The sequence below is a fragment of the bacterium genome (assembly GCA_016873475.1).
Lineage (GTDB): Bacteria > Krumholzibacteriota > Krumholzibacteriia > JACNKJ01 > JACNKJ01 > VGXI01.
The window spans coordinates 1-11,549 of record VGXI01000099.1 but is presented as its reverse complement, the minus strand read 5'-3'; the positions used below and the strand labels follow the sequence as shown (position 1 = coordinate 11,549).

Sequence of the window (11,549 nt, the reverse complement as noted above, 5' to 3'; positions counted from 1 at the left end):
AAAAGCGGATCCGCGTCAATTGCGACCTGCACCACGTGGATGTCGTCCTTTGCTGCGACCCCAAGGCTTTCCTGCACACGAACCCGCTGGAGGGGCTGAACCCCGGCGGCGCCTTCGTCTGGGAGAGCGACGAGTCGCCGGCCACCGCCTGGGAGCGCATCCCGCCCCGCTACCGGCAGAGAATCCTCGACGAGAAGATCCGCGTCTACATCCTGCCCGGCTTCGCCATCGCTCGCGCGGCCACCGACCGCGGCGACCTGCAGCTGCGCATGCAGGGCAACGCCTTCCTCGGCGCCTTCTTCGGCGTGTCGAGCTTCCTTGCCGACAACGGCATCGATCGCGAGCACTACGCTGAGGTCGTGCGCGCGCAGTACGTCAAGAAGTTCGGCCGCTTCGGCGAGGCCGTCGTCGAGTCGAACATGGAGGTGATGGAGGAGGGCTTCACGCGCGTCGCCGAGATCGCCTACGGTGCAGCCGATGCGCCGGACCGCTCCAACATGCGCGGTCAGCTGCTCGTGAGCTGCGCCGCGGACAGCCGCGGCGGTCTGACGCCGCCGGCGCCCGGCCAGGGCGAGCGCGCGCCGCTCTTCACGCTCGGCGCCTTCGACCGCGAGTTCCGCGCGGGCCTGGGCTACGACCAGCCGGCCTCGCCCTTCGCGGCTGTCGGCATCATGGCCGCCGCGACCGGCGCCACGGCGAGCAAGACCGTGGCCCGCCGCGAGACGCCGATCTGGATCCCCGAGAACTGCACGCAGTGCATGGAGTGCATCGCCGCTTGCCCCGACACCGCGCTGCCCAACACGGCGCAGGACCTGGCGACGGTGCTGCGCACGGCGATCGTCAACTACGTGAGCGATCCGGTGGCGCGGGCGGCGCTGCTCAAGGCCGTGCCGGCCCTCGACGCCGCGCTGCACGCCCGCATGCTCGCCGCCGCGCAGGCCAAGGAGAAGCGGCCCGTGCCCGCGCTGCTCGCCGAGGAGCTGGCCGGCCTCGCCGACTTGAGCGCGGCGGCCAAGGCGCAACTGCTCGCCGTGATGGAGCAGGTGCCGCTGGCCTATGGCAAGGTCAACGCCATCTTCCTGACGAAGGAGAAGAAGGAGGCCGGCTCGGGCGGCGTCTTCTCGATCTTCGTCTCGGACCTCTGCAAGGGCTGCGCGGAGTGCGTCACGGAGTGCGGCGACCACGAGGCGCTCGTGATGGCGCCCGAGACGGAGGAACTCAACAGCCACCACCTGACGGGCACGGCCTTCATGAACCTGCTGCCCGACACGCCGCGCAAGTACCTCGGTCTCTACGACGACGAGCACCCGCAGGGCTCCAAGACGGCCGCGCTGCGCAACCACCTCATGCAGCGGCGCAACTACCAGGCCCTCGTCTCGGGCGACGGCGCCTGCGCGGGCTGCGGCGAGAAGAGCGTGCTGCACGCGGTGGCCTCGCTGACCGAGGCGCTGATGCGGCCCGTCTATCACGCCAAGGCCGAGCGCCTGGCCGCAAAGGCGGCGCGCTTGCGCGCGCACGGCGAGGAGCGCCTCGCCGCGCTGGCCGCGGGCGACCCCGAGGGCGGCCGCCGCTGGCGGCAGGCCGTCGCCGAGCTGCTGATGGGCCTCGGCGGCGAGAGCGAGGAGGACTCGCTCGCGCGCCTCGCCGGACTGCCGGACTTCCCGGACGCCGTGCTGGTCGACGCCGTCGCCCGCGTCCTCGAGCAGGACGCCTTCAACCACAAGGACCTGCAGGCTCTCGACGGCCGGCTCGCCAGCGGCATGTCCGTGATGGCGATGGGCGCCCACACCGGCTGCAACACGGTCTACGGCTCCACGCCGCCGAACAACCCGCATCCCTATCCGTGGATGAACTCGCTCTTCCAGGACGGCGCCACCGTGGCCTGGCTCTTCGGCGAGAGCTTCATCATGGACCACGCGCGGCGCTCGGTGATTCCAGAGCGCCTGGCGGACATGCTGCTCGGCGACGGGCGCGGCGAATCGGGCGCGGGCCGCCTGCCCAGCGCGGCCGAGCGCTTCGCGCTCGCGCACCTGACGGACGCCGACATGAGCGAGCGCGAGGTGAGCGAGCTGCCCAAGGCCTGGGCGATCGGCGGCGACGGCGGCATGGGGGACATCGGCTTCCAGAACGTCTCGAAGGTGCTGCTCCAGAACCGGCCGAACGTGAAGCTGCTGATGCTCGACACGCAGGTCTACTCGAACACGGGCGGCCAGAACTCGGACTCCTCGCCCTCGCCCGGCGGCTTCGACATGAACCAGTTCGGCGAGGCCACGCAGGGTAAGGCCGTCGAGAAGAAGAGCCTGGCCGAGATCTTCACGGCCGGCCACGGCTCGCCCTACGTCGCGCAGGTCTCGCTGGCGAACGCGCCGCGCCTCTACCAGGCGATCCTCGACGCGCTCGCCTACCGCGGCACGGCCTTCCTGCAGTGCTTCACCACCTGCCAGCCCGAGCACGGCGTCGCCGACGACATGGCCACGCAGCAGGCCCAGCGCATCCGCGACAGCCGCGGCATGCCGGAGTTCGTCTTCGACCCGCGCGGGGGCGAGAGCTACGCCGAGGCGCTGGACCTCAAGGGCAATCCCGCGCCCGAGGCCGACTGGTGGGAGGCGCGCAGCAAGGACAAGCAGACGAGGTACCGCTACACGGTGGCGCACTGGGCCGCCAGCGAGGCCCGCTTCCGCCGTCACTTCAAGCGCCTGAAGCCCGGCGAGGCGGCGGGGCTCGTGCCGCTCGAGTCGATGCTCCTGCGCATCAGCCAGCAGGACGTGGTGGCGCGGCGCTACCGCGACCGGCAGCACCGCAGCTTCGTGCCCGACTTCGGCGTCTTCATCCGCGCCGAGGACGAGAGCGGCGCCTGGCAGGAGCTGGCGCTCTCGCGGCAGATGGTGCTCTTCTGCGTCGAACGGCGGAAGGCCTGGCGGATGCTTCAGAGCAAGGCGGGCATCGTCAACCGCGAGTACCGCGCGCAGAAGGCCTTGCTCGCGAAGCTCGACGCGGGCGAACTCACGCTGGCAGAGCTCGACACCCGCGGCGAGGCGCTGCTCGCCGAGGCCATCGCCGGCCTCGAGGCGCGCTAGCGGGCATGGAGAACCTCGCCCGCGAACTGGCCGCCGCCGAGGCGGGTCTGGTCTACCGGCCCCAGCTCACGGGCGAAGTGCTCCGCGTGCGGGGCGCGGACGCGCCCGCCTGGCTGCAGGCGACGCTCAGCCAGGACCTCGCCCCGCTCGCCGCCGGCAGCGGCGCGCGCAGCCTGCTGCTCGATGCGCGAGGCGCCGTGCTCGCGGACCTCGCCGTCCTGCGCGAGGCGGAGGGCTTCCTCCTGCTCGCCGACGCCGATCCCGCCCGGCCCCTGGCCGAGGAGCTCGCGCGGCGCCTCTTCCGCGAGCAAGTCGAGCTGGCGTCGCTGGAGGCGAATAGCGACGTGCTCTGGCTGGGCGGGCCGGCCGCGCCGGCCCTTCTCGCCGCGCAGCTCGCGCCGGGCGAGCTGCCCGCCGCGCCGCTCGCGCATCGGCGAAGCGCCCTGGCCGGCTGGCCGCTCACGCTGCTCGCCTCGCCGCGCCTGGGCGCGCCCGGCTTCGAGCTGGTCATGGACGGGGCCTGCGGGCCGCAGGGTCCGGAGACCCCCACGACCGGCGAAGGTCCCGCGGCGGCGCTGCGCGGGCTCTTTCGTGCCCTCGCGGATGCCGGGGGCCTGCGCCTCTCGCCCGCGGCGGCCGAGCACCTGCGCGTCGCCGCCGGCCGCGCGCGGCGCGATCCCGACCTGCTCCGCGTATTGCCCCAGGAGGCGGGCCTCGTCCCCGAGGCCGTCAGCCTCGGCAAGGGCTGCTATCCCGGCCAGGAAGTTGTGATGCGCCAGGCCAGCCGCGGCCGTCCGCGCTGGCGGCCGCTGATCCTCGCCGGGCCCGGTGCCGCGCCCGCGCCGGGCACGGCGCTGCAGAGCCCGGCGGGCGAATCTGAGGGCTGGGTCAGCTCCACGGCGTCCGCGCCCGCGCCGCCGCCCGGGAATGAGCCCGGCTTCCTCGCCCTGGGCTACCTGCGCACGGGCGCGGCCTGCGAGGGGCTGCGCCTGGAGGACGGCCGCCCGCTGGCGCTCCGGCCCCCGCGCCTCGGGCCCGACTCGAACTGACGCGGCGCTGCCGTCCTGGCAGACTGCTCGGCCAGTCCTGAGGCGCTGCCGCCCGGTCTGGCAGGGCCCACGCTCAATGGCAGCTCCGGGGATCTCTCTATATCGTTGATATGAATAGATTTGTCGTGTCGGCCGGGACTGGCCTCGGCCTTGCGCTCGAGCGAGAGGCCGGCGGCCTCTGCCCGGACAGGCCGGGCGCCGCGGATCCCAGTGAGAAGGAGCGGAGCCATGGATCTCAATCGCCTGACCCGCAAGTCCCAGGAGGCCCTGCAGGCCGCCCAGGCCGCAGCGCTGCGGGAGAACCACCACGAACTCGATGTCGAGCACCTGCTGCTCGCCCTGCTCGAGCAGGAGGACGGCCTGCTGCCGCGCCTGCTCGAGCGCTTGGAGATCGAGGCCGCGCCACTGGCCGGCAGCCTCCGCGCCGAGCTCGCGCGCCGCACCAAGGTGAGCGGCGGCGCTCAGCTCCTGCCCAGCCGGCGCCTCCAGCAACTCCTCCTCGCCGCCGAAGACGAGGCCAAGGCGCTGGGCGACAGCTTCCTCTCCGTCGAGCACCTCCTGCTCGCCATGCTCGGCAAGGGCCGTGAGGGGGCGGCGGCGCGGCTGCTCGCCGAGGCCGGCCTCACGCGCGAGGCCCTGCTCGCGGCGGTGAACGCGCTGCGCGGCGGCCGCAAGGTCGAGAACGAGGATCCCGAGGCCGGCCAGGAGGCGCTCGCGAAGTACGGCACGGACCTGGTCGCCCTCGCGCGCGAGGGCAAGCTCGACCCCGTCATCGGGCGCGACGCCGAGATCCGCCGCGTGGTCCGCATCCTCTCGCGCAAAACAAAGAACAACCCGGTGCTGATCGGCGAGCCGGGCGTGGGCAAGACGGCCGTCGTCGAGGGCCTCGCGCAGCGCATCCTCGCCGGCGACGTGCCGGCCTGGCTGAAGGACCGCCGCGTCTGGGCCCTGGACCTGGGCGCCCTGCTGGCAGGCGCGAAGTACCGGGGCGAATTCGAAGAGCGCCTCAAGGCCGTGCTCGCCGAGATCAAGCGCAGCGAGGGCAGGGTCCTCCTTTTCATCGACGAGATCCACAACATCGTCGGCGCCGGCCGCAGCGAAGGCTCGCCCGACGCCGGCAACCTGCTCAAGCCGATGCTCGCGCGCGGGGAGCTGCACTGCATCGGCGCCACGACGCTCGCCGAGTACCGCAAGCACGTCGAGAAGGACGCCGCCCTCGAGCGCCGTTTCCAGCCGGTGCTGATCGAGGCGCCCGACGTCGCCGACTCGATCTCGATACTGCGCGGACTCAGGGAGCGCTTCGAGACCTTCCACGGCGTGCGCATCCAGGACGCCGCGCTCGTGGCGGCGGCTGCGCTCGCGAACCGCTACATCAGCGACCGCTTCCTGCCCGACAAGGCGATCGACCTCGTCGACGAGGCCTGCGCCTCCGTGCGCACCGAGCTGGACTCCCAGCCCGCGCGCCTGGACGACCTCAGCCGCCGCCTCGTGCGCCTCGAGATCGAGGAGGCGGCGCTGAGGCGCGAGACCGACCGCGCGAGCGCCGAGCGCCTCGCCGCGCTGCGCCGCGAACTGGCCGAGCTGCGCGAGGAGGCGCAGGCCCTGCGCGCGCAGTGGGAGCAGGAGCGGGAGGGCCAGGCCGCCCTGCGCGAACTGCGCGCTCAACTGGAGCGCCTGTCGCGCGAGGCCGAGGCTGCCGAGCGCGCCTACAAGCTCGAGCGCGCGGCCGAGCTGCGCCATGGCCTGATCCCCGGGCTCGCGGCGCGCATCGCCGAGGCCGAGGCCGCCGCGCTAGCGAGCGACGCCCCGCGCCTGCTCAGCGAGGTCGTCGGCGAGGGCGAGATCGCCGCCGTCGTCTCGCGCTGGACGGGCGTGCCGGTGGAGCGCCTCGTCGAGGGCGAGCGCGAGAAGCTGATGCGTCTGGAGAGCATCCTGCACCGGCGCGTGATCGGCCAGGACGAGGCCGTGCGCGCCGTGGCCGACGCCGTGCTGCGCGCGCGGGCCGGCATCCAGGATCCCGCGCGGCCGCTCGGCTCCTTTCTCTTCCTCGGGCCGACGGGCGTGGGCAAGACCGAGCTGGCCAAAGCGCTCGCGGAAGCGCTCTTCGACCGCGAGGACAGCCTCGTGCGCCTGGACATGAGCGAGTACATGGAGAAGCACTCGGTGGCGCGGCTCTTCGGCGCACCGCCCGGCTACGTCGGCTACGAGGAGGGCGGCCAGCTCACCGAGGCCGTGCGCCGCAAGCCCTACGCCGTGCTCCTCTTCGACGAGATCGAAAAGGCCCACCCGGAGGTCTGGAGCGCCTTGCTCCAGATCCTCGACGACGGCCGCGCCACCGACGGCCAGGGCCGCGTGGTGGACTTCCGCAACACGGTGATCATCCTGACCTCGAACATCGGCTCGCCCCTGCTGCTGGAGAGCGCGGCCGCGGAGATGGGCGAGATCCCCTCCGCCCTGCGCGAGGCCGTCTTCGCCGAGCTGCGCCGCCACTTCCGGCCCGAGTTCCTCAACCGCCTCGACGAGCAGGTGCTCTTCCGGCCGCTCACCGAGGCGCAGATCGGGGCCATCGTGGACCTGATGACCGCGCGTCTCGCCGCGCGTCTTGCCGAGCGCGAACTGACGCTCGAGCTCGAGCCGGCCGCGCGGCGCTGGCTGGCCCGCGAGGGCTACGACCCGCACTACGGCGCGCGGCCCCTGGCCCGCGTCATCAAGCGCGAACTGGAGACCCCGATCGCGCGCCTGCTGGTCGCCCAGGGCGCGGGCGGCGCGCGGCGCCTGCGCGTGGGGCTGGGCGAGGGCGCGGGCGGCGAGGGCCTGGCGATTCGCGTCGAGCCGCGGGCGGAGGCGACGGCGGGCTAGCCTCGCCCGCCGCTGGCCCGCGGCGGGGCAGGCCTTGCGGGCGGGCGCGGCTTGTCTATTTTCCATCCCGAGCGAATTGAGCTTTGGAGAAATCCGTGGACCCGGAACTCCAGAACTCCCCAGACACGCGGAGGCGAGCATGTACGACGAGTTGCTGGTGGCCCCGATGCGGGCGGAGCTGACGCGGATCGGCGTCGAGGAACTGCGCGACGGCGCCGCGGTCGAGCGTTGGATGGGCCAGTCCACGGGCAGCGCCCTGCTCTTCGTGAACTCGGTCTGCGGCTGCGCGGCCGGGATGGCGCGGCCCGGCCTGGCGATGGCCCTCCAGGGCGAGACGCGGCCCGATCGGGTGGCCAGCGTCTTCGCCGGGCAGGACCGCGAGGCCACGACGGCGGCGCGCACCCACTTCGGCGACCTGCCGCCGAGCAGCCCCTCGGCCGCGCTCTTCAAGGACGGCAAGCTGGTCTTCTTCCTGCCCCGGCACGCGATCGAGGGCCGCGAGGCCGCCGTCGTCGCCGCCGATCTCAGCGCCGCCTTCGCGCGCTTCTGCGCATGAGCGGCGAGGAGCGCGCCGCGCGGCCGGCCCTCGCCGATCGCAACTGCCGGCCCCTGCCCGCCGGCACGCCGGCGCTCACGGCCGCGGAGTGCGTGGCCCATCTCGCCGCGTTGCCCGGCTGGGCGATCGACGGCGAACGTCTCACGCGCGAGATTCGCCTGCCCGACTTCGCGCGCGCCCTCGCGCTCGTGAACGCGATCGGGGTCCTCGCCGAGGCGGAGGACCACCATCCGGACATCGCGCTGAGCTGGGGGAGGGTCGGCGTGTCGCTCTGGACGCACAGCGTTGGCGGGCTGAGCGAGAACGACTTCATCCTCGCGGCCAAGATCGAGGCGCTGCCGCGCTAGTGGCGGCAGCGCCTAGCGACTGGGCACCATCTCGCAGCGGCCGATCGCCTCGACGAGGGACTCCCACTTCACCGGCTTGCTGATGTAGTCGTCCATGCCGGCCTCGATGCAGCGCTCGCGGTCGCCCTTCATCGCGTTGGCGGTCATCGCGACGATGCGCGGCTGGCGCTTGGCCGGGAAGTCCGCGCGGATGCGGCGCGTCGCCTCGAGGCCGTCCATTTCGGGCATCTGCATGTCCATCAGCACCAGGTCGTAGGGCTGGCGGCGCAGGGCGTCGAGGGCCTCCAGGCCGTTGGCCGCCACGTCCGCGCTGTAGCCGAGGCGCTCGAGCAGGCGCAGGGCGACCCTCTGGTTCACGCGGTTGTCCTCGACGAGCAGGATGTGCAGCGGCAGGCGCTCCGCGAGCCGCTCGAGCGCCGGCGGCGGCGCCGTCGCGTGGCCGCCCTCGCGCTCACCGATCGCGTCCAGGAGCACACCGAGCAGCCGATCCTGGCGGATCAGCTTGCTGATGGCCGAATGCAACGGCGTGCCTTCCACCTCGATGCGACGCCCGATCGAGCTGAGCATGATCTTCGGCACGCGCGCGCTCTTCGGGTTGTGGGCGAGGACCTGCGCTAGTTCGAGGCCATCCATCTCCGGCATCTGCATGTCGAGCAGGATGAGGTCGAAGGGCTTCTCCTTCTCGACCAGCGCGAGGGCCACGCTCGGTGATTCGGCGAGCACCGGCGTCATGCTCCAGGCGATCGACTGTACCTCAAGCAAGCGGCGGTTCGTCGCGTTATCGTCGATGATCAACGCGCGCAGACCCTTGAGCGAGTGCAGGTCGAGCGCCGGCTCGGGCAGGCTGCTGCGGCGCACGCGCACCGTGAAGTGGAAGGTGCTGCCGCGCCCGGGCACGCTCTCGACCCAGATGCGGCCGCCCATCAGCTCCGAGAGCTGCTTGCTGATTGCCAGGCCCAGGCCGGTGCCGCCGTACTTGCGGGTCGTCGAGCTGTCCACCTGGCTGAAGGCCTTGAAGAGGCGCGAGCGCCCGGCGGGATCGATGCCGATCCCCGTGTCGCGCACGGCGGTGTGGATCTCGTAGAGCCCCTCGCGCAGGAGCTGCGACTTCACGGTGAGGGCGATCTCGCCCATCTGCGTGAACTTGATCGCGTTGCCGATGAGGTTGACGACGATCTGCCGCAGACGCGTCGGGTCGCCGATCAACGTGTGCGGCACGTTGGGCTCGACGAGGCAGGACAGCTCGAGCCCCTTCTCGCCGACGCGCACGGCCATCAGGTCCAGCGCGTCCTCGAAGACCTCGCGGAGCTGGAAGCTGTGCTCCTCGAGCTCCAGCTGGCCGACCTCGATCTTCGAGAAGTCGAGGATGTCGTTGAGGATTGTCAGCAGCGAGTCGCCCGAGCTGCGGATCACCTCGGCGTACTCGCGCTGCTCGGCCGTCAGCGGCGTGTCCATGAGCAGGCTCGTCATGCCGATGACGCCGTTCATCGGCGTGCGGATCTCGTGGCTCATCGTGGCGAGGAACTCGTTCTTCGCGCGCGAGGCGGTCTCCGCCTCGCTGCGCGCCTGCTCCGCCTCGCGGAGAGTCGCGGCGATCCGCTGATTGGCCTCGCTCAATTTGGTGAGGGTTTCGTCGAGCTGCAGGCCCTTCTTGCGCAGCGTGCCGCGCAGGAGCGCCGCGTCGCCGCGCTGGAAGAGGCGCGCCAGGGCCAGGGCGAGCAGGGGAGCGAGGACCGCGCCGCCAACTAGCGCCCAGATGGGAAGTGCGACCATTCCGTGTCCTTCGAGATGAAGATCCATCCGGTGTGTTATCGGACGCCCCGGTCGGGGCTTTAGTCATCTCGTCGGGGGAAATCGTCGCGGGGGAGTCGGTGGCGCCCGGCGCAGGGTTTCCGATGGCGGCGCACAGTGCGCTGTGGCGGCGAGCCGGCCGCGGGCGCCGGCGCGCACAGCGTTCAGTGCAAGAGACGGCGACGGTACTCGCCGAGGGCCGCGAAGAGTTGCTCGTAGGAGTCGATCACGAAGAGGAGCGGCTGGTAGTGGTCGATCTCGAAATCCTGCGCGATCACCCGCTCGAGGTCGAAGTCCACGCGCTCCACCGCGGGGCTCTCCAGGCAGTGCTTGCCCTCGCCGGGCGAGGAGATCAGGCCGCTGCCGTAGAGCCTCAACCGCCCCTCCTCGCGGATCAGCCCAAACTCCACGGTGAACCAGAAGAGCCGCTGCAGCTCGGTGAGTCGCGGCTCGCCGCCGCAGTGCAGGGCCGCCTCGCCGTAGGCCTGCAGGAAGTCCCCGAACTCGCGATTGGCGTGCATCGGGATGTGCCCGAAGACGTCGTGGAAGATGTCCGGCTCGGGCAGGTAGTCGAGCTGCTCGCGGGGGCGTACGCCGATCGTCGTCGGGAATTCGCGCCGCGCGAGGCAGGCGAAGAAGTCGTCGGCGGGGATGTAGCCAGGCACGGCGCGGGAGGTCCAGCCCGTCACCGGACCCAGGCGGGCGTTGATGTCGCTGAGCTGGGGCACGCGGTCGGCGTAGATCTCCAGGGTGCGCAGGCCATCCAGGTAGGCGCGGCTGGCCTGGGCCTCGAGCTCGGCGATGCGCCGCTCGTAGAGCAACTTCCAAACGGCATGGTTCTCGGCACTGTAGCGGGAGTAGTCCTGATCGATGAACTCGATGGCCATGCTGCGCTCCTGGGGCACTGCCGCGTTCGACTTTGGCACAATAATTCCGGAATCGAGGCTCCTCAGTCAAGGCGATTCGCGTCGTAGCCGCGCCTTGCCGTCGTCCCGCGTCTGGGCTAGCTTTGGCGCGTCCTCCCGCGCCGAAGCCGAAAGGACCCCTGCGATGACCCAGCCCGAGCCCGGTCTCATCGAGCTGCGCGCCTCGCCGCTGTTTCGCCACCTGCCGGAGCCGGTGCTGGCGGGCATCCTGCCTGCCGTCAGCCGGCGCGTCTACCTGCGCGGGCAGCGCATCTTCCAGCAGGGGGAGCCGGCGGCGGGCTTCTTCGTGATCATCTTCGGGCGGGTGAAGATCCAGCTCAGCGCGGGCTCGGGCAAGGAGCAGGTGCTGCACTTCTTCTGCGCCGGCGACAGCTTCGGCGAGGCGGCGATGCTCGCCGGCGGCAGCTTCCACGCGGAGGCCGTGGCGATGGAGCGCACGCGGGTGGCCTTCGTGCCGGCGGAGGTCTTCGAGCGCGAGCTGCGCGAGCGGTCGGAATTCGTGCGCCAGGTGATGGCGTCGATGGCGCGCCGCCTGCTCGAGTTCTCCCATCTCATCGAGGATCTCTCGACCCGCGAGGTGAAGGCCCGCCTGGCCTGCTACCTGCTGCGCGAGGGCGGCGCCCAGCGCGGCCTCACCCTGCCGGTGGGCAAGGGCGAACTGGCGCTCCTGCTGGGCACGACGGCCGAGAGCCTCTCGCGGGCCCTGCGTACCCTCAGCGAGCGCGGCGCGATCGCCGTCGAGGGCAAGCGGATCACCCTCCTCGACCCGGACGCACTGCTCGAGCTCGCCGGCGAGTAGGGACGGCGGTTGCCCTTGACCCGCGTCAATGCGGGCCGAGCGCCCCGTGCTTACGCTGACCCGCGAACGCTTGCCCGGGAGGACTCGCCATGGCCTGTGCGCTGGGCCCCATCCACTACTGGCTCTTCGGTCAGGTGCGCCTTTT

General features: G+C 71.9%; 8 protein-coding genes. 6 read left to right on the top strand and 2 right to left on the bottom strand.

Annotated elements, in window-relative coordinates; all coding sequences use genetic code 11:
- From FJ251_09235 to FJ251_09215, 5 genes are all read left to right on the top strand, one after another.
- The coding region (locus FJ251_09235) for an oxidoreductase (protein MBM4117913.1) at positions 1 to 3,077 on the top strand (3,077 nt) is incomplete at its 5' end.
- Positions 3,078 to 3,082: 5 nt separating this feature from the next.
- Positions 3,083 to 4,126 (top strand): hypothetical protein, encoded by a 1,044-nt coding sequence (locus tag FJ251_09230; protein MBM4117912.1) that lies wholly within the window; start codon positions 3,083 to 3,085, stop codon positions 4,124 to 4,126.
- Positions 4,127 to 4,354: 228 nt separating this feature from the next.
- The gene (clpB, locus tag FJ251_09225; GenBank protein ID MBM4117911.1) at positions 4,355 to 6,985 is read left to right on the top strand and encodes an ATP-dependent chaperone ClpB; all 2,631 of its coding nucleotides are present in this window, start codon (positions 4,355 to 4,357) and stop codon (positions 6,983 to 6,985) included.
- A gap of 139 nt (positions 6,986 to 7,124) precedes the next feature.
- Positions 7,125 to 7,541, top strand: coding sequence for a BrxA/BrxB family bacilliredoxin (locus FJ251_09220; GenBank protein MBM4117910.1), 417 nt, complete (start codon positions 7,125 to 7,127; stop codon positions 7,539 to 7,541).
- Positions 7,538 to 7,888 (top strand): 4a-hydroxytetrahydrobiopterin dehydratase, encoded by a 351-nt coding sequence (locus FJ251_09215; GenBank protein ID MBM4117909.1) that lies wholly within the window; start codon positions 7,538 to 7,540, stop codon positions 7,886 to 7,888. Before FJ251_09220 ends, FJ251_09215 begins: the two co-directional genes overlap by 4 nt.
- A 12-nt stretch (positions 7,889 to 7,900) precedes the next feature.
- Here FJ251_09215 and FJ251_09210 read toward each other — a convergent pair whose 3' ends face one another.
- Positions 7,901 to 9,688 (bottom strand): response regulator, encoded by a 1,788-nt coding sequence (locus FJ251_09210; GenBank protein MBM4117908.1) that lies wholly within the window; start codon positions 9,686 to 9,688, stop codon positions 7,901 to 7,903.
- A 155-nt stretch (positions 9,689 to 9,843) separates the two neighbouring features.
- Positions 9,844 to 10,566, bottom strand: a complete 723-nt coding sequence (locus tag FJ251_09205; GenBank protein ID MBM4117907.1) for a phenylalanine 4-monooxygenase — start codon at positions 10,564 to 10,566, stop codon at positions 9,844 to 9,846.
- On the opposite strand from FJ251_09205, the gene FJ251_09200 reads away from it, so the two are divergent.
- On the top strand, positions 10,550 to 11,404 hold the full coding sequence (locus FJ251_09200; protein MBM4117906.1) for a Crp/Fnr family transcriptional regulator: 855 nt from the start codon (positions 10,550 to 10,552) through the stop codon (positions 11,402 to 11,404). The two genes, FJ251_09205 and FJ251_09200, sit on opposite strands and share 17 nt — an antisense overlap.
- The last annotated feature ends 145 nt before the right edge of the window (positions 11,405 to 11,549 follow it).

Bases quoted from the DNA above. Each gene is read 5' to 3' on its own strand.
- FJ251_09205 (MBM4117907.1), bottom strand. From the start codon at position 10,566: ATGGCCATCGAGTTCATCGATCAGGACTACTCCCGCTACAGTGCCGAG.
- FJ251_09200 (MBM4117906.1), top strand. From the start codon at position 10,550: ATGAACTCGATGGCCATGCTGCGCTCCTGGGGCACTGCCGCGTTCGAC.
- FJ251_09230 (MBM4117912.1), top strand. From the start codon at position 3,083: ATGGAGAACCTCGCCCGCGAACTGGCCGCCGCCGAGGCGGGTCTGGTC.
- FJ251_09215 (MBM4117909.1), top strand. From the start codon at position 7,538: ATGAGCGGCGAGGAGCGCGCCGCGCGGCCGGCCCTCGCCGATCGCAAC.
- clpB (MBM4117911.1), top strand. From the start codon at position 4,355: ATGGATCTCAATCGCCTGACCCGCAAGTCCCAGGAGGCCCTGCAGGCC.
- FJ251_09210 (MBM4117908.1), bottom strand. From the start codon at position 9,688: ATGGATCTTCATCTCGAAGGACACGGAATGGTCGCACTTCCCATCTGG.
- FJ251_09220 (MBM4117910.1), top strand. From the start codon at position 7,125: ATGTACGACGAGTTGCTGGTGGCCCCGATGCGGGCGGAGCTGACGCGG.